This is a genomic window from Ralstonia sp. RRA (assembly GCF_037023145.1).
Lineage (GTDB): Bacteria > Pseudomonadota > Gammaproteobacteria > Burkholderiales > Burkholderiaceae > Ralstonia.
Map to the genome: position 1 here is coordinate 2,619,002 of NZ_CP146091.1, position 16,555 is coordinate 2,635,556.

A 16,555-nucleotide genomic window follows, 5' to 3' on the forward strand; every position below is an offset into this window, starting at 1 on the left:
CCGAGACGTCGATTATTGGGCACCGTCATTGCGCGCGATAGGGCAACGCATCACTCACATGCTTCTGCCAGTTGGCGGCGTAGCGCTGCGCTAGGTCGGCATCGCCGCGCACGATCAGCACGTTCTCGGCGTTGCCGCGCTGCGCGGTCTGCGTGAAATTGAAGCTGCCGGTCACCAACACCGGATGCGGCCCGCGCGCGTCGATCACGATGACCTTGTTGTGCGCGTTCTTGTAGCGCACCTCCAGCCACACGGGGATACCGGCGTTGGCGACTTCAGGGATGCGGCTGCCGTTTGAACGCATCATCTGCTCGCGGTCGGCCAGCACGCGCACATCCACGCCGCGCTGGTGCGCCGCCAGCAACGCCCGCGTGATCGCCTTGTTCGAGAGCAGGTAGGCCTGCACCAATACCTGCTCACGGGCTTGGTCTATGGCGTCGGCCAGCAACCCTTCGATGTCGTCGTCCGGCGTGAAGGCCGCCTGCACCGTGCCCTTGGCGGGCTGCACCGGCGGCGTGTTGCGTGCCTGGGCGATGCCGCCCGCGCTGAAGGCCAACGCGGTGACCAACAGCAAACCCAGCCGGCGCAACATCATGCGCGGCGCTCCAGCACAGCCGCGAAGAAGCCATCGGTCTGATGCACCTGCGGATACAGCTCCAGGTACGGGCCCATCTCCAGCGCGATCTTCTGCGCAGCCAGCACCTCGCCGGCAGGCACGAGCATGAAGTCTTCGTGCGCGGCCAGGAACTGCTCGACCACCTGTTGGTTCTCGCGCGCCAGCACACTGCACGTCGCGTAGACGAGGCGACCACCCGGCTTCAACAGCCGCGCCGCCGAGGCAAGAATCGACTGCTGCTTGGCCGACATCTCTTCCACGGCCTGCGCAGATTGACGCCACTTCAGGTCTGGATTGCGGCGCAGCGTGCCCAGCCCGCTGCACGGCGCGTCGACCAGCACGCGGTCGATCTTGCCGGCCAGGCGCTTGATCTTGGCATCGTGCTCGCTGTCGATGCGGCTCGGGTGTACGTTCGACAGGCCACTGCGCGCCAGGCGTGGGCCCAAATTGGACAGGCGTTTTTCCGATACGTCGAAGGCGTACAGTCGCCCGGTCGAGCGCATCGCCGCGCCAATCGCCAGCGTCTTACCACCCGCGCCCGCGCAGAAGTCCACCACCATCTCGCCGCGCTTGGGCGCCAGGAGTTGGCACAGCAACTGGCTGCCCTCGTCCTGCACCTCGACCGTGCCGTTGGTGAAGATGTCGAGCTTGTTCAGCGCCGGCTTGCCCGCCAGGCGGATGCCCACCGGCGACAGCGGCGCCACAACGCCCTCGATACCGGCTTCGGCCAACGTGGCGAGCACCGCATCGCGTTCGCCCTTGAGCGTGTTGACGCGCAAATCCAGCGGCGCCGGCGTCAGCCAGGCCTGCGCAAGCGCCTCGGTGAATTCGGCGCCGTGTTGCGCGACCAGCGCATCGAACAGCCAGTCCGGCAGGTTGGCACGCACGCGCGGCGCCAGAGCAGCACGATCGCGGAGTTCCCAACGGTCCAGCCATTCGGCCTCGGCCGGCGTCAGGAACGGGGCGATGGCCTCGCGGCCGGCGGTCTGCAGCAGACCGAGCACCACCAGGCGACGGCGCGCAGGGCCCGAGCCGCTCTCGGCAAACTGGCCGAATTCGACCTTGCGGCGCAGCACGGCAAACGCCGCCTCGGCGATGATGCCGCGCTCGCGGTGGCCCAGTTCGTGGTGCTCACGGAAGTATTGGCTGACCACCATGTCGGCCGGCGCCGCAAAGTGCAGCAGGCGGGCGAGCACCTTGTCCAGGTGCTCGAAATGGCTGCCGTGCACGCCCGTGCGGGGGCGCGGCGCGCTGCGTTGCTGGGGCTTGCCCTGCGGCGCGCGATACCACCCACCGCCACCCGCGCCGTGACCTGAACTCGGGCGCTTGTTGCCGCCACCGCTGTTACCACCGCCGTTGCGCGAACGCTGACGATCCTGACTCATGCTGCCTCCTGGGCGTCAACGCCAATAACCAGTTGCGACGCATCCGGCGAAACCCGGACCACGCCCTGCTCGACGCGCAAGCGTCCTTCCACAAACCAGCGCACAGCACGCGGATAGATCACATGCTCCTGCGTCAGCAGCCGCCCGGCCAGCGAGTCCGGCGTGTCGCCCTGCCGCACCTCGATGGCAGCCTGCAGCACGATCGGGCCGTGGTCCAGCTCGGCGGTCACAAAATGGACCGTTGCGCCGTGCACCTTCACGCCCATGGCCAGCGCCTGCTCATGCGTATGCAACCCCGGGAAGCACGGCAGCAAAGACGGATGAATGTTCAACATGCGCCCGGCGTAATGATTGACGAAGCCCGGCGTCAGGATGCGCATGAAGCCCGCCAGCACGACCAGGTCGGGCGAGAAGCCGTCGATGACCTGCGCCAGGGCGGTGTCGAAACTGTCGCGGTCGGGAAAGCCCTTGTGGTCGACCACCGCGGTGGCAATGCCGTGCGAGGCGGCAAATTTGAGGCCAGCTGCGTCGGGGCGGTTGGAGATCACGGCGGCAATGCGCCCGGGCCAACCCTCGGTCTGACAGGCACGAACGATGGCTTCCATATTCGAGCCACGTCCGGAAATGAGAATGACGATGTTTTTCATCGCGGCATTTTATCAAGTGCGCCGCACTCCCCCGAGAAAATCCGCTGTGGCACCCCGGGTGACGCCCCGGGGTGGCGCCACCAGGGCCGCGCCAGGCCCGCTTTTACCGGTAACGTGGTATTTAGCCGACGGGCTTCAGCAAAATCCCTCTCGTGCCGATAAAAACGGGCGTAGGGACGTTGGCGCGCTGCGCCGCGGTCTGATAATCTCGGCCCCATAATTGTCCGCGCACCCGGGGGTCGGGGTGCTGCCAGCGGTGATCCGTCGCATATCTCGCCAACGATCATCCTGCGCTGCAACATCGTGCGGTCGATAACCGTGACGGCTGATCGGCACCAAGCTTGACAGCCACCGCCCGCGCCGGGTCGGCACGCGTTACAACAACAAGAGGGCACTGCCCTCACCGGGGAATAAGAATGACGAGCTCGCTGCGTAGCCTGCTGGTGGTCGACGACCACCCTCTCGCCTTGTCTGGCACGACCACGTTTCTTGCACAAGCCTTGCCAGAAGTCCAGGTGCACGCGGCCATCGGCCGCCGCCAGGCACTGGCACTCGTCGATGACGGTGTCCGCCCGGACGTCGTGCTGCTCGATGTATGGCTGTCCGACTGCACCGGCTTCGATGCCATGCGCGAGCTGCGCGGCAAGTTGCCCGAGGCACGCTTTGCCTTCATGTCGGCCGAGAACACACCTGAAATCGTCGCCAAGGCGCAAGCCCTGGGCGCCATCGGCTTCATCGGCAAGCATGCAGATGCGCATGCGTTTTCCAAGGCGGTAGCCGGCATCTTCGGTGGGGATTCGTCGTTCCCGTCGGAAGACGATCTGGGCGGCACCAATGGCAAGGGCGGTGCCTCACACGGCATCCCTATCACGCCGGCTGAGCTGGGCCTGACGCCGCGTCAGGGCTCGGTGCTGGCGCTGCTGCTCGAGGGCCTGCCGAACAAGTCCATCGCTCGCCAACTGGGGCTGACGGAGAACACCGTCAAGGAACACGTCTCGGCGATCCTGCAGCGGCTGGGCGTGCGCACGCGCATCCAGATCATCTCGCGCATGGAGCGCTTCCGCCTGACCGGCGCGGCTTGATCGCCTGATCGGATCGCGGCGCCGCATTCGACGGCGCCGCCGCCCTCTTACCTCAGTACGCGACCTGCGGTTCGGCCGCGCGCCCGCGCAGCCAGCGCTTGAGCAGCACGCGCAGCATGTTCGGGTCCATCGGCTTGGCCAGCAGTAGATAGCCGGCTTCTTCGGCACGTGCGAGTGCTGCGGAGTTGCGGTCGCCCGTGAGCAGCACGGCGTGCGCATCCGGGTGGCTGACCTGCCAGCGCTCCAGCAGTTGCAGACCGTCTTCCTTACCCGGCAGGCGCAGGTCGCAGAAGATGATCTGCGGACGCAGCCCCTTTGCGAGCAGTTGATCGGCGGCGGTGCCGTCGGCGGCGCTGTGCACCTCCACGCCCCAGGCTTCAAGCAGCGCGTGCCAGGCCTTGCGGATCTGCGGATCGTCGTCCACCACCAGCACCACGCCCGAGAAGCGCGGCTGATCCAGCACCGCACGCTTCTGCTCGGCACGCGGCTGCGCGGCCAGCGGCGCCTTGATCTCGGCCGGCACCGGGCGCAACGCCATCCAGAACATCGAGCCGCGACCCGGCACTGAGCGCACGCCAAAGGTGCCGCGCAGCAGACGCACGCATTCCTTGTAGATCGACAGGCCCAGGCCGAGGCCCTGGCTCGGGTCGCGCTCCGGGTTCTCGACCTGGTAGTACGTCGAGAAAATGTCTTTCTGGTGTTCCGGCGCGATGCCGATACCGGTATCCCACACCTCGATCCGCAGGTACTTCTGGCGCACGCGCAGCGCCACCATCACGCCACCGCGCTCGGTATAGCGCAGCGCGTTCTGCAGCAGGTTGAACAGCGCCCGACGCAGCAGCACCGGCTCGGCCATACCAAACACCGGCAGCGGCGGAATGCGCTGTGCAAGCGTCAGCCCCTTGGCGCGCGCATCCGGCATGAACTGCTGGACCACCTCGGTGATGACCTCGCCCAGGTCCACCGGCTCCAGTGTCGGCGAGGTCTTGCGGCTCTCCAGCTTGGACAGGTCCAGCAACGAGCGGAACAGCAGGTCGATGGTGGCTGCGCCAGAAGCCAACTGTTCCACCAGCGGCGCGAGCGATTCCGACTGATTGCGCGCCCGCAGCGCCTCCACCAGCAGCACGATGGCGTGCACGGGTTGGCGCAGGTCGTGGCTGGCAGCAGCCAGGAAGCGTGACTTCTCTTCCGACGCCGACAGCGCGCGCTGCTTCTCATCCTGATACCGGCGCGCGAGCTGGCGGCTTTCGTTCTCAAGCTGAATTTCGCGCACCAGCGTGTTGTGGATGTTCACGGCGTGCCGCGTCAGCAGCGCCGCGAAGAACAGCAGCACGCCGCGCAGGTACAGCCCGTGCCCAGGAAACGCCTGTTCAGCCAGCAAGAAGTGCGGCGCCAGGATGCCGGTCCCCAGGATCAGCAGGCTGGACGGCACCGGCGCCTGCGAGAGCACCGCCGCTGCCGCCACCCCAATGATGACGATCATCAGCAGGCTGCTGAACTCCAGCGACGGCGACATCAGATACAACCCCGCCGAGCAACCCCAGGCCACCCCGCCCACCGCAGACATCACATGCATGCCCGTCCACCACTTGCGGGTGTGCGGGGCCAGCGTCATGCGGGTCAGGTCGTAGCGATAGCCGAAATAGAAGCGCAGGCCCGAGGCGGTCAGGCACAGCATGATCAGGCACCAGCCCAGCAGCGCTGGGCGGATCGAGGCATCTGTCCAGAATGCCGCCACGGTCAAGGCGGGCAGCACGACGGACGCCGCGATCCCCATGGGGGCGCCGCGATGCACGGCGGCCAGCAGCTTGGCACGGGCGTCCAATTCAAGCGGCGCGCGGCTGGCGAGCCCAAACTTGGTGAAGAAGATGCGCAACGGGGCGTTCAAAGGGGTGCGGGGAAGAAACCGGATATCGGATTGTGCCGCAAGGTTGCGGCGGACGGGCACACCGTTCGGACGATTGTGCAACACCCCTGCCCGTTCGCCCCCGCTCCCGCCGGCGCTGGGGCAATCCCTTATATAATGTGCGTTTTGCTGGATTTTTGCGGATTGTCACGCCAATCCGGCATGAAAACCGTTTCTTTTTTCTTCGACCACCGACGCTTCTCGTGAAAGTCTTTCGCGGCCTGCCCAACGCCGAGAGCCGCGCGCCCTGCGCGCTGACCATCGGCAACTTCGACGGCGTGCACCGTGGCCACCAGTCGCTGCTGGCCCGCGCGCGCGCGGCGGCCGACGCACGCGGGTTGCCGCTCACGGTGATGACCTTCGAGCCGCATCCGCGCGAATTCTTCATGCCGGACCGCGCGCCTACCCGCATTGCGCTCTTGCGCGACAAGCTGGAGAGCCTGCGCAAACAAGGCGTCGACCGCATCGTCGTGGAGCACTTCAACGCGCATTTCGCCGGCCAGACGCCGGATGAGTTCGTGCGCAACGTGCTGGTCGAGGGCCTGCACACACGCTGGCTGCTGGTGGGCGATGATTTCCGCTTCGGCGCCAAGCGCGCGGGCGACTTTACCTATCTGCAGGCTGCGGGCGCCCAGTTCGGCTTTGAAGTCGAGCAAATGGGCTCGGTGTCGGAATCCGGTATCCGCATCTCCAGCTCGGCCGTGCGCGAGGCGCTGGCCGCTGGTGACCTGGAACACGCGCGCCGCCTGCTCGGCCACGGTTACGCGATCAGCGGGCATGTGGTGCACGGGCAGAAGCTTGGCCGCTCGCTGGGCTTCCCGACGCTGAACCTGCGCATCTCGCATAAGAAGCCAGCGGTATCGGGCATCTTTGTCGTACAGGTGCATGGGCTGACCGAGAAGCCGCTGCCGGCCGTCGCCAGCATCGGCGTGCGCCCGACGGTGGACGACTCCGGCCGCGTGCTGCTGGAAGTACACATCTTCGATTACCACGCCAGCGTCTACGGCAAGCTGGTCCGCGTGGAATTCATGAAGAAGCTGCGCGACGAGGCCCGCTTTGATTCGCTCGACGCGCTGAAAGACGCCATCGCGCAGGACTGCATCGACGCGCGCCATTTCTTCGGCTTGGCTGTGCCTGCCGACGGCGAATCACCAGCCTTGCGGCGCGACTTCGCCACCTCCGCTACCGACCGAATTCAGTAGGCGGCCGATACTCTCGCCGCCCGAAGCTACGCCGCGCACGCGCCCTGCCCTGATAGGCGCGCCTGCTCCGATCCGATTTGCCCGAATCTGCCCCACATCACACCATGTCTGACGCCAAGAAGCCCACGCCGGAGAAAAGCAAGTACCCGGTCAACCTGCTGGACACCCCCTTCCCCATGCGCGGCGATCTGCCCAAGCGCGAGCCGCAATGGGTCAAGCAATGGCAGGACAAGCAGCTCTACAAGAAGATCCGTGCCGCACGTAAAGGCGCGAAGAAGTTCATCCTGCACGACGGCCCGCCGTATGCGAACGGCGACCTGCACATCGGCCACGCGGTCAACAAGATCCTCAAGGACATGGTGATCAAGGCGCGCGGCCTGACCGGCCTGGACGCCGTCTACGTGCCGGGCTGGGACTGCCACGGCATGCCGATCGAGATCCAGATCGAAAAGCAGTTCGGCAAGGGCCTGCCCGTCAAGGAAGTGCAAGAGAAAGCGCGTGCGTACGCCACCGGCCAGATCGCGCGCCAAAAGGCTGATTTCGAGCGCCTGGGCGTGCTGGGCGACTGGGCCGATCCGTACCTGACCATGAACTTCCGCAACGAAGCGGATGAGGTACGTGCGCTGGGCAAGATCCTGGAAAAGGGCTACGTCTTCCGCGGCCTGAAGCCGGTCAACTGGTGCTTTGACTGCGGCTCGGCACTGGCCGAGGCGGAAGTCGAATACGCAGACCGTACCGACCTGTCGATCGACGTCGGCTTCCCGTTTGCCGATATCGATGCACTGGCAAGCGCCTTCCATGTGGGCGCCGATGTGCTCAAGGCCAAGCAAGGCTGGATCGTGATCTGGACCACCACGCCGTGGACGATCCCCTCCAACCAAGCGCTGAACCTGCACCCGGAAATCGAATACGCGCTGGTCGACACGACGCGCGGCCTGCTGATCGTCGCCAAGGAGCGCGTCGAAGCCTGCCTGCAAAGCTGGAAGCTCGAAGGCACCGTGCTGGCCACGTGCGAAGGCGCGGCGCTCAACGGCGTGCGCTTCCACCATCCGCTGGCCAAGATGGACGCCGGTTATGACCGCACGTCGCCCGTCTACCTGGGCGACTATGTGACGATCGACACCGGCACCGGCATCGTCCACTCCGCGCCGGCGTATGGCGTGGAAGACTTCCAGTCGTGCAAGGCGCACGGCATGGTCGACGCCGACATCATCAACCCGGTGATGGGCAACGGTGTGTATGCGTCGACGCTGCCGCTGTTCGGCGGCCAGATGATCTGGGACGCCAACCCGAAGATCGTCGAAGTGCTGCGCGACTCGGGCAACCTGTTCGACGCGCACAAGCACCCGCACAGCTACATGCACTGCTGGCGCCACAAGACGCCGATCATCTACCGCGCCACGTCGCAGTGGTTCGCGGGGATGGACGTGCAACCGAACGACGGCAAGGGCACGCTGCGCGAGACGGCTCTCGCCGGCATCGACGCCACCGCGTTCTACCCGTCGTGGGGCAAGCAGCGTCTGCACAACATGATCGCCAACCGCCCCGACTGGACGCTCTCGCGCCAGCGCCAATGGGGCGTGCCGATGGCCTTCTTCGTGCACAAGGAAACCGGCGCGCTGCATCCGCGCACGCCCGAGCTGCTGGAGCAGGTCGCCCAGCGCATCGAGAAGAGCGGCATCGAAGCCTGGCAGACGCTCGACCCGCGCGAACTGCTCGGCGATGACGCGGACATGTACGAGAAGAACCGCGACACGCTCGACGTGTGGTTCGACTCGGGCACGACGCACTGGCACGTCATCCGCGGCTCGCATGCAGCGGACCTGTACGACGCCTCGGCTGACCTGCCGGACGGTCGCCTGGCCGATCTGTACCTGGAAGGCTCCGACCAGCACCGCGGCTGGTTCCACTCGTCGCTGCTGACCGCTTCGATGCTGTACGGCAAGCCGCCGTACAAGGGCCTGCTCACGCACGGCTTCACGGTGGACGGCGAAGGCCGCAAGATGTCGAAGTCGATCGGCAACACGATCGCGCCGCAGGAAATCGCCAACAAGATGGGCGCCGAGATCATCCGCCTGTGGGTGGCCTCGACCGACTACTCGGGCGAACTCGCCATCTCGGACGAAATCCTGAAGCGCGTGGTGGAAGGCTACCGCCGCATCCGCAACACGCTGCGCTTCCTGCTCGCCAACCTGACCGACTACGACCACGCCAAGCACGCGTTGCCGACCGAGCAATGGCTCGAAATCGACCGCTACGCCGTGGCGATGACGGACGCGCTGCAGAAGGAAGTGCTGTCGCACTACGACGTGTACGAGTTCCACCCGGTGGTCGCCAAGCTGCAGACGTTCTGCTCGGAAGACCTGGGCGGCTTCTACCTCGACGTGCTGAAGGACCGCCTGTACACCACGGCGCCCGATTCGGTGGCACGCCGCTCGGCACAGAACGCGCTGTATCACATCACCCAGTCGATGCTGCACTGGATGGCGCCCTTCCTGTCGTTCACGGCCGAAGAAGCGTGGCAAGTCTTCGCGCACGGCACGGAGCACACCGACACCATCTTCACCAGCACCTACTACGACGCTCCCGTGCCGCAAGGCGCGAGCGCGCTGCTGGAGAAGTGGGCCGCCATCCGCAACGTGCGCGGCGAAGTGACCAAGCAACTGGAAACGCTGCGCACCGACGGCAAGATCGGCTCGTCGCTGCAGGCCGAAGTGACCGTCGCGGCCGGTGACACGGTGTACGACGCACTGAACAGCCTCGGCGACGATCTGCGCTTCGTGCTGATCACGTCGGCGGCCAAGCTCGAGCGCGCGCCGGAAGGCGGCGATCTGCTCATCAGCGTGGTGCCGTCAACGCACGCCAAGTGCGAACGCTGCTGGCACTACCGCGCTGACGTCGGCCACGACCACGCCCACCCGACCCTTTGCAAGCGCTGCACCGACAACCTGTTCGGCGCCGGTGAACAACGGAGCGCGGCATAAATGGCGACGCGTAACAACGGTAAGAGCAAGTCGGTCGGATTGAAGAAGAGCAGTAGCGGCAGCGGCCATGGCGTCGGCCCGTGGCTGGGCCTGGCTGTCATCTGGATCCTGCTGGACCAGTTGACCAAGGTCGCCATCCTCAAGACCTTCACCTACGGCGAATCGCGCCCCATCACGGGGTTCTTTAACCTCGTGCTGGCCTACAACCGGGGCGCGGCGTTTTCGTTCCTGGCGGCGGCCGGCGGCTGGCAGCGCTGGTTCTTCACGGGTCTGGGCGTGGCGGCGGCGGCGTTCATCATCTGGCTGCTCAAGCGACACAGCGGGCAAAAGATGTTCTGCTTTGCGCTGGCGCTCATTCTGGGCGGCGCACTGGGCAACGTAATTGACCGCGTCATCTACGGCCACGTGGTGGACTTTCTCGATTTCCACCTGAACACCTACCACTGGCCCGCCTTTAACGTGGCGGACTGCGGTATCTGCATCGGCGCGGTGCTGCTGATCGTCGACGAACTGCGGCGCGTGCGTCGCTGAGCCCCCTGGGCCGCCAGCGCGTGGCCCTTGCCGGCTCGACAATCCTCAATAGCGCACGGCGTACCACGCCCGCTTGATGTATTCCGCCAGAATCGACCCGCTCTCATAAACCGGGACCGACTTGGCACGCGTGTCACCGGGGAACACGCCACGCGCGCCCCACATCACCTCGGGCCAGACCTTGCGGAACGTGTTCAACGCCCGGCCGGTGTGATACCAGCTCGTGACCAGCACGGCGCTTTGCACGTTCTGATCGGCAAGCGCTCGGCGCGTCATCTCAGCGTTTTCCATGGTGCTGCCGGATTCGCATTCGTAGCCGATGCGGTCGGCTGGCACGCCAGCCATCACTAGGCGGCGTGCGATCAGTCGGCAGTCCCCCTCGCCTGTCACAAACACGCGTGGCGCCACGCCGGCGTGATACAGCTCGGCCGCACCAATCACGCGCTGACCCGATTCCCCGCCGAGCACGACGATGTAGTCGACCGGGCCGGACGGCATCGGCTCGTCCCGCAGCCACTCTTTAGACTCGCGCACGAGCACGGCCCCGACCACCACCGCCACGATGGCGCAAGCACCAATCACGGCCAACACATTGCAGACTGCTGAACAGCGGAAAACCATATCGGGAATAAGCGTTTGCAGGAAAATTGGGGGCCGGACGCGCCTGAAGGCAAGTCGGTATCATCGCCACTGTTTGACAGGCGCCCGGGCCCCGGGTTGTATCCTGCACACACATATTGCGTCAACCGGATTCACAAAGCAGGTACCTATGGAACTGCAAGGCAAACATTTCGTCCTCGGCCTGACTGGCGGCATCGCGTGCTACAAGTCAGCCGAGCTGGTGCGGCTGCTGACCAAGGCTGGCGCCACTGTGCAGGTGGTCATGACCGACGCCGCCACGCACTTCATCACGCCGGTGACGATGCAGGCGCTCTCGGGCCGCCCAGTCTTTACATCGGAATGGGACAACCGCATCGGCAACAACATGGCGCACATCGATCTCTCGCGCGAGGCCGATGCCATCGTCATCGCCCCGGCCTCGACGGACTTCCTCGCCAAGCTCGCGCACGGCATGGCCGACGACCTGCTCTCCACGCTGTGCATTGCGCGCGACTGCCCGCTGCTCGTCGCCCCCGCCATGAACCGGCAGATGTGGGCCGCGCCCGCCACGCAGCGCAACGCCGCCCAACTGCGCGCCGATGACGTCACCCTGCTCGGCCCCGATGCCGGCGATCAGGCCTGCGGCGAAGTCGGCGACGGCCGCATGCTGGAGCCGGAAGACATCGTCGAGCGGCTCATCGGCTTCTTCCAGCCCAAGCTGCTGCGCGGCCACCGCGTGCTGCTGACAGCAGGGCCAACGTTCGAGCCGATCGACCCGGTGCGCGGCATCACGAATCTCTCCAGCGGCAAGATGGGCTTTGCGCTGGCGCGCGCCGCATCGCAAGCCGGCGCGGAAGTCACGCTGGTCGCGGGGCCGTGTCACCAGGACACGCCCGCCGGCGTGCTGCGCATTGACGTGCAGACCGCCCAGCAGATGCACGACGCGGTGATGCGCGAGTTGGATGCCACCAAGAACGACATCTTCATCGCCGTGGCTGCGGTGGCCGACTGGCGCGTCGCCCAAGCCGCCGACCACAAGCTCAAAAAGCAGAACGACTCCGACGTACCGGCGCTCACGTTCACGCAGAACCCGGACATCCTCGCCGCCGTCGCGCGCCGCCCCAATGCACCGTTCTGCGTCGGCTTTGCAGCCGAGACCGAGCGTCTGGAAGAGTTCGGCGAGGCCAAGCGCCAGAAGAAAGGCATTCCGCTGCTGGTCGGCAACCTCGGCCACCAGACCTTCGGCCGCGACGACAACGAAGTCGCACTGTTCGACGCAAAGGGCATCACTCGCCTTCCGCGCGCTGACAAGCTGACCCTCGCGCGCCAGATCGTCGCTGCCATCGCCGACCGCGTGCATGGAGCACGGCCATGAGCGCACCGACCCGCCTGTCCGTCCTCGACCAGAGCCCGGTCATCTACGGCCACAGCGCACGCGATGCCATCGCCGCGACGGTGGACCTGGCGCAGCTCGCCGATTCGCTCGGCTACACGCGCTACTGGTGCGCCGAGCACCACGGCCTGCGCGGTGTCAGCAACCCCGCGCCGGAAGTGATGATCGCCCGCGTGGCGAGCGCCACGAAGCACCTGCGCGTCGGCTCCGGCGGCGTGATGCTGCCCTACTACAGCCCGTTCAAGCTGGCCGAGCAGTTCCGCCTGCTGGAGGCGCTGTTTCCGAACCGTATCGACCTGGGCGTCGGCCGTGCACCCGGCGGCGACATGCGCACCGCACAGGCCGTCGCCATGGGCGACTACAACCGCGGCGACATCTTCCCGCAGCAGGTGCAGGAACTGATCTGGCATCTGACGGGCACACTGCCGTCCGATCACCCGGCTGCGGGTGTGCTCCTGCAGCCCGAGATCGACACCAAGCCCGAGCTGTGGATGCTCGGCTCCAGCGATTTCGGCGGTGCACTGGCCGCGCGCCTGGGCATCCGCTTTGCCTTCGCACACTTCATCAACCCGCACGTCGGCCACATCGTCGCGCAGCAGTACCGCACCGAATTCGAACCCGACTACGATGCGCGCCCGTACAGCGCTGCGGCCATCTTCGTCATCGCCGCCGATACGGAAGCCGAAGCGCGCCGCTATGAAGCCGCCGTCGATTTGCGCCGCGTGCAGATGGCGCTCGGCGCCAACGGCCCGATCCCGACCGTCGAACAAGGCGAGGCGCACGTCTACACCGAGCGCGACCAGGCCATCGTCATGCGCGAGCGGCCACGCAGCATCATCGGCACGCCGGAATCGATTGCCGACCAGATGCACGCGCTCAAAGACCGCTTCGTCGCCGACGAGCTGATCGTGCTCACTGTGGCGCCCAGCTATAAGGCCCGCCTGCGCTCCTATGAGTTGCTGGCCGAGGCGTTTGCGCTACCATCTCCGGCTTCTGCCAACCAAACTTCGGCCTGCCCCGCATGAAACTCGACGTCAAGATCCTCGACGCCCGCCTGCACGAACAGCTCCCGCAGTACGCCACCACCGGCAGCGCCGGGCTGGACCTGCGCGCCTGCATCGACGCCCCGCTCACCATCGAGCCCGGCACCACGCACCTGATCCCGACCGGCATGGCCATCCATCTGGCCGACCCCGGCTATGCGGCGCTGATCCTGCCGCGCTCGGGCATGGGCCACAAGCACGGCATCGTGCTCGGCAACCTGGTCGGTCTGATCGATTCGGATTACCAGGGCCAGCTCATGGTCAGCACGTGGAACCGTGGCAGCACGGCCTTCGTGCTGAATCCGATGGAGCGCCTTGCGCAACTGGTGATCGTGCCGGTGGTGCAAGCCGAGCTGAACATCGTCGACGACTTTGCTGAAAGCGATCGCGGCGCCGGTGGTTTCGGCAGCACTGGGCGTCACTGAACAGCGTCCACGCAATAAAAAAACGGCCCGGGATTTCCGGGCCGTTTTCTTTGGTAGCGACTACGCGTCAAGCTTCCGCTTCTTCCTGCGCGGGTGCCGGCGGCGCCTCGTTCTCTGAGAACTCCAACTTCACCGCATCGGCATCGTCCAGGTCCACGACCACCTTGCCGCCGTTGGTCAGCTTGCCGAACAGCAGCTCGTCGGCCAGCGCCTTGCGGATCATGTCCTGGATCAGGCGCTGCATCGGGCGCGCGCCCATCAGCGGATCGAAGCCCTTCTTCGCCAGGAAGCGACGCAGCTTCTCAGTGAAGATGGCGTCCACCTTCTTCTCATGCAGTTGCTCTTCCAGCTGCATGAGGAACTTGTCGACCACGCGCATGATGATTTCCTCATCCAGCGAGCGGAAGCTGATGGTCGCGTCCAGACGGTTGCGGAACTCCGGCGTGAACATGCGCTTGATGTCGGCCATCTCGTCGCCCTGTTCGCGCGTCGTGGTGAAGCCGATGGTCGCCTTGTTCATCGTCTCGGCGCCCGCGTTGGTCGTCATGACGATGATCACGTTGCGGAAATCCGCCTTGCGGCCGTTGTTGTCGGTCAGCGCGCCGTGGTCCATCACCTGCAGCAGGATGTTGAAGATGTCCGGGTGCGCCTTCTCGATCTCGTCCAGCAGCAGCACGCAGTGCGGCTTCTTGGTCACGGCTTCCGTCAGCAGACCGCCCTGGTCAAAGCCCACGTAGCCCGGAGGCGCGCCAATCAGCCGGCTCACCGCATGGCGCTCCATGTACTCCGACATATCGAAGCGGATCAGCTCGATGCCCAGGATGAACGCGAGCTGCTTGGCGACTTCCGTCTTGCCCACACCGGTCGGGCCGCTGAACAGGAACGAGCCGATCGGCTTGTCCGTCTTGCCCAACCCGGCGCGCGACATCTTGATGGCCGAAGCCAGCGCGTCGATGGCGGGGTCCTGACCGAACACAACCGACTTCAGATCGCGCTCCAGCGTCTGCAGCTTGCTGCGATCGTCCTGCGACACGCTTTGCGGCGGGACACGGGCGATGCGCGAGACGATGTCTTCGATCTCAGCCTTGCCGATGGTCTTCTTCTGCTTCGACTTCGGCAGAATGCGTTGCGCGGCACCGGCTTCGTCGATCACGTCGATCGCCTTGTCCGGCAGGTGGCGGTCGGTGATGAAGCGTGCCGACAGCTCAGCCGCAGCCGTGAGCGCCGACGATGCGTACTTCACGCCGTGGTGTTCTTCAAAGCGCGACTTCAGCCCGCGCAGGATCTGCACGGTCTGGTCGACGGTCGGCTCCACCACGTCGATCTTCTGGAAGCGCCGCGACAGCGCAGCGTCCTTCTCGAAGATACCGCGATATTCCGTGAACGTGGTCGCGCCGATGCACTTGAGCGCACCCGACGACAGCGCCGGCTTGAGCAGGTTGCTCGCGTCCAGCGTGCCGCCCGACGCAGCGCCCGCACCGATCAGCGTGTGGATTTCGTCAATGAACAGGATCGCGTTCGGATTGTCCTTGAGCGACTTCAGCACGCCCTTCAGGCGTTGCTCAAAATCACCGCGGTACTTGGTACCGGCCAGCAGCGCGCCCATGTCGAGCGAGTAGACGACGGACTTCGACAGAATGTCCGGCACCTCGCCCTTGGTGATGCGCCATGCCAAACCTTCCGCAATGGCCGTCTTGCCGACACCGGCCTCGCCCACCAGCAGCGGGTTGTTCTTCCGGCGGCGGCACAGCACCTGCACCACGCGCTCGACTTCCTGCTCGCGGCCGATCAGCGGATCGATCTTGCCGGCCTTGGCCAGCGCGTTCAGGTTCTGGGTGAATTGCTCCAGCGGGCTTTCCTTGCCGTCGCCGCCCTCACCTTCGGGGTTGGCGTCACCGTGCTTGGCCGGTTCTGCCTGATCCTTGCGAATGCCGTGGCTGATGAAGTTGACGACGTCCAGCCGGGTCACGCCCTGTTGCTGGAGGTAGTACACCGCGTGCGAATCCTTCTCGCCGAAGATGGCGACCAGCACGTTCGCTCCCGTCACCTCTTTCTTACCGTTGGAGGTGGACTGCACGTGCATGATGGCGCGCTGGATCACACGCTGGAAGCCCAGCGTGGGCTGCGTGTCCACCTCGTCCGTGCCGGGCACCACTGGGGTGTTGTCGGCGATGAAGTTCTTCAGATGCGTGCGGAGGTCTTCGATGTTGGCGGCGCAGGCGCGCAGCACCTCCGCGGCCGTCGGGTTGTCCAGCAGCGCAAGCAGCAGATGCTCCACCGTAATGAATTCGTGGCGAGCCTGGCGGGCTTCGACAAACGCCATGTGCAGGCTGACTTCCAGTTCTTGCGCGATCATGCTTCCTCCATCACACACTGCAGCGGGTGGCCCGCCTGCCGTGCATGGGTTGACACCAATTCCACCTTCGTCGCGGCGATATCCCGGGTATAGATACCGCACACGCCCTTACCTTCCCGATGCACAGTCAGCATGATTTGCGTCGCTGTCTCCCGGTCTTTGCTGAAATATTGCTGAAGGATCATCACGACGAATTCCATCGGGGTGTAGTCGTCGTTGAGCAGCAGCACCTTGTACATTGCGGGCGGTTTGAGCGCTTGCTCTTTCCGCTCCAGGACGGTGCCTGCATCGTGTTGTGGAGTGGTCGCTTGCCGGATTGCCATGGTCTTATTCTAACCACTCCTTTCGACTTCGCAATTTAGGGAAATAACGCCGATTTCAAGCC

The 16,555-nt window shown here is 65.4% G+C and carries 14 protein-coding genes; 7 read left to right on the forward strand and 7 right to left on the reverse strand.

Features of this window, described 5'->3' with window-relative positions; translation table 11 throughout:
• Positions 1-25: 25 nt before the first annotated feature.
• From V6657_RS12675 to purN, 3 genes are read right to left on the reverse strand one after another with little or no spacing between them, the layout of a single operon-like run.
• Positions 26-595 carry a phospholipase D family protein gene (locus V6657_RS12675; protein WP_048934543.1) on the reverse strand — a complete coding sequence of 190 codons (570 nt, stop codon included), beginning with the start codon at positions 593-595 and terminating at the stop codon, positions 26-28.
• Complete coding sequence (locus tag V6657_RS12680) at positions 592-2,001, reverse strand: RsmB/NOP family class I SAM-dependent RNA methyltransferase (protein WP_048934542.1); 1,410 nt, start codon at positions 1,999-2,001, stop codon at positions 592-594. The genes V6657_RS12675 and V6657_RS12680 overlap by 4 nt, the downstream gene beginning before the upstream one ends.
• A complete protein-coding gene (gene purN, locus V6657_RS12685; RefSeq protein WP_048934541.1) occupies positions 1,998-2,648 on the reverse strand; it encodes a phosphoribosylglycinamide formyltransferase in 651 nt (216 codons plus the stop codon). The genes V6657_RS12680 and purN overlap by 4 nt, the downstream gene beginning before the upstream one ends.
• Positions 2,649-3,064: 416 nt before the next feature.
• On the opposite strand from purN, the gene V6657_RS12690 reads away from it, so the two are divergent.
• Complete coding sequence (locus tag V6657_RS12690) at positions 3,065-3,730, forward strand: response regulator transcription factor (RefSeq protein WP_048934540.1); 666 nt, start codon at positions 3,065-3,067, stop codon at positions 3,728-3,730.
• Between the two features lie 52 nt (positions 3,731-3,782).
• On the opposite strand, the gene V6657_RS12695 is transcribed toward V6657_RS12690, so the two are convergent.
• The gene (locus tag V6657_RS12695; protein WP_048934539.1) at positions 3,783-5,618 is read right to left on the reverse strand and encodes a hybrid sensor histidine kinase/response regulator; all 1,836 of its coding nucleotides are present in this window, start codon (positions 5,616-5,618) and stop codon (positions 3,783-3,785) included.
• A gap of 221 nt (positions 5,619-5,839) precedes the next feature.
• Here V6657_RS12695 and V6657_RS12700 point away from each other — a divergent pair, with 221 nt between their 5' ends.
• From V6657_RS12700 to lspA, 3 genes are all read left to right on the forward strand, one after another.
• A complete protein-coding gene (locus tag V6657_RS12700; RefSeq protein ID WP_048934538.1) occupies positions 5,840-6,838 on the forward strand; it encodes a bifunctional riboflavin kinase/FAD synthetase in 999 nt (332 codons plus the stop codon).
• Between the two features lie 104 nt (positions 6,839-6,942).
• Positions 6,943-9,822, forward strand: coding sequence for an isoleucine--tRNA ligase (ileS, locus tag V6657_RS12705; protein WP_048934537.1), 2,880 nt, complete (start codon positions 6,943-6,945; stop codon positions 9,820-9,822).
• Positions 9,823-10,353 (forward strand): signal peptidase II, encoded by a 531-nt coding sequence (gene lspA, locus V6657_RS12710; protein ID WP_048934536.1) that lies wholly within the window; start codon positions 9,823-9,825, stop codon positions 10,351-10,353.
• A 45-nt stretch (positions 10,354-10,398) separates the two neighbouring features.
• Here lspA and V6657_RS12715 read toward each other — a convergent pair whose 3' ends face one another.
• On the reverse strand, positions 10,399-10,974 hold the full coding sequence (locus V6657_RS12715) for a YdcF family protein (RefSeq protein ID WP_048934535.1): 576 nt from the start codon (positions 10,972-10,974) through the stop codon (positions 10,399-10,401).
• A gap of 148 nt (positions 10,975-11,122) precedes the next feature.
• Between V6657_RS12715 and coaBC the strand changes: the two genes are divergently transcribed.
• From coaBC to dut, 3 genes are read left to right on the forward strand one after another with little or no spacing between them, the layout of a single operon-like run.
• Entirely contained in the window at positions 11,123-12,328 is a 1,206-nt protein-coding gene (gene coaBC / locus V6657_RS12720; protein WP_048934534.1) for a bifunctional phosphopantothenoylcysteine decarboxylase/phosphopantothenate--cysteine ligase CoaBC, read from the forward strand.
• Positions 12,325-13,371 (forward strand): LLM class flavin-dependent oxidoreductase, encoded by a 1,047-nt coding sequence (locus V6657_RS12725; protein ID WP_048934533.1) that lies wholly within the window; start codon positions 12,325-12,327, stop codon positions 13,369-13,371. The genes coaBC and V6657_RS12725 overlap by 4 nt, the downstream gene beginning before the upstream one ends.
• On the forward strand, positions 13,368-13,814 hold the full coding sequence (gene dut, locus V6657_RS12730; RefSeq protein ID WP_021195758.1) for a dUTP diphosphatase: 447 nt from the start codon (positions 13,368-13,370) through the stop codon (positions 13,812-13,814). Before V6657_RS12725 ends, dut begins: the two co-directional genes overlap by 4 nt.
• Before the next feature lie 67 nt (positions 13,815-13,881).
• Here the strand turns inward: dut and clpA are convergent, their stop codons facing one another.
• Complete coding sequence (gene clpA / locus V6657_RS12735; protein WP_048934532.1) at positions 13,882-16,170, reverse strand: ATP-dependent Clp protease ATP-binding subunit ClpA; 2,289 nt, start codon at positions 16,168-16,170, stop codon at positions 13,882-13,884.
• Entirely contained in the window at positions 16,167-16,493 is a 327-nt protein-coding gene (gene clpS / locus V6657_RS12740; RefSeq protein ID WP_003261876.1) for an ATP-dependent Clp protease adapter ClpS, read from the reverse strand. Before clpS ends, clpA begins: the two co-directional genes overlap by 4 nt.
• Positions 16,494-16,555 lie beyond the last annotated feature (62 nt).

Bases quoted from the DNA above. Each gene is read 5' to 3' on its own strand.
- V6657_RS12725 (WP_048934533.1), top strand. From the start codon at position 12,325: ATGAGCGCACCGACCCGCCTGTCCGTCCTCGACCAGAGCCCGGTCATC.
- clpA (WP_048934532.1), bottom strand. From the start codon at position 16,170: ATGATCGCGCAAGAACTGGAAGTCAGCCTGCACATGGCGTTTGTCGAA.
- V6657_RS12715 (WP_048934535.1), bottom strand. From the start codon at position 10,974: ATGGTTTTCCGCTGTTCAGCAGTCTGCAATGTGTTGGCCGTGATTGGT.
- dut (WP_021195758.1), top strand. From the start codon at position 13,368: ATGAAACTCGACGTCAAGATCCTCGACGCCCGCCTGCACGAACAGCTC.
- V6657_RS12675 (WP_048934543.1), bottom strand. From the start codon at position 595: ATGATGTTGCGCCGGCTGGGTTTGCTGTTGGTCACCGCGTTGGCCTTC.
- purN (WP_048934541.1), bottom strand. From the start codon at position 2,648: ATGAAAAACATCGTCATTCTCATTTCCGGACGTGGCTCGAATATGGAA.
- clpS (WP_003261876.1), bottom strand. From the start codon at position 16,493: ATGGCAATCCGGCAAGCGACCACTCCACAACACGATGCAGGCACCGTC.
- lspA (WP_048934536.1), top strand. From the start codon at position 9,823: ATGGCGACGCGTAACAACGGTAAGAGCAAGTCGGTCGGATTGAAGAAG.
- V6657_RS12680 (WP_048934542.1), bottom strand. From the start codon at position 2,001: ATGAGTCAGGATCGTCAGCGTTCGCGCAACGGCGGTGGTAACAGCGGT.
- V6657_RS12690 (WP_048934540.1), top strand. From the start codon at position 3,065: ATGACGAGCTCGCTGCGTAGCCTGCTGGTGGTCGACGACCACCCTCTC.
- ileS (WP_048934537.1), top strand. From the start codon at position 6,943: ATGTCTGACGCCAAGAAGCCCACGCCGGAGAAAAGCAAGTACCCGGTC.
- coaBC (WP_048934534.1), top strand. From the start codon at position 11,123: ATGGAACTGCAAGGCAAACATTTCGTCCTCGGCCTGACTGGCGGCATC.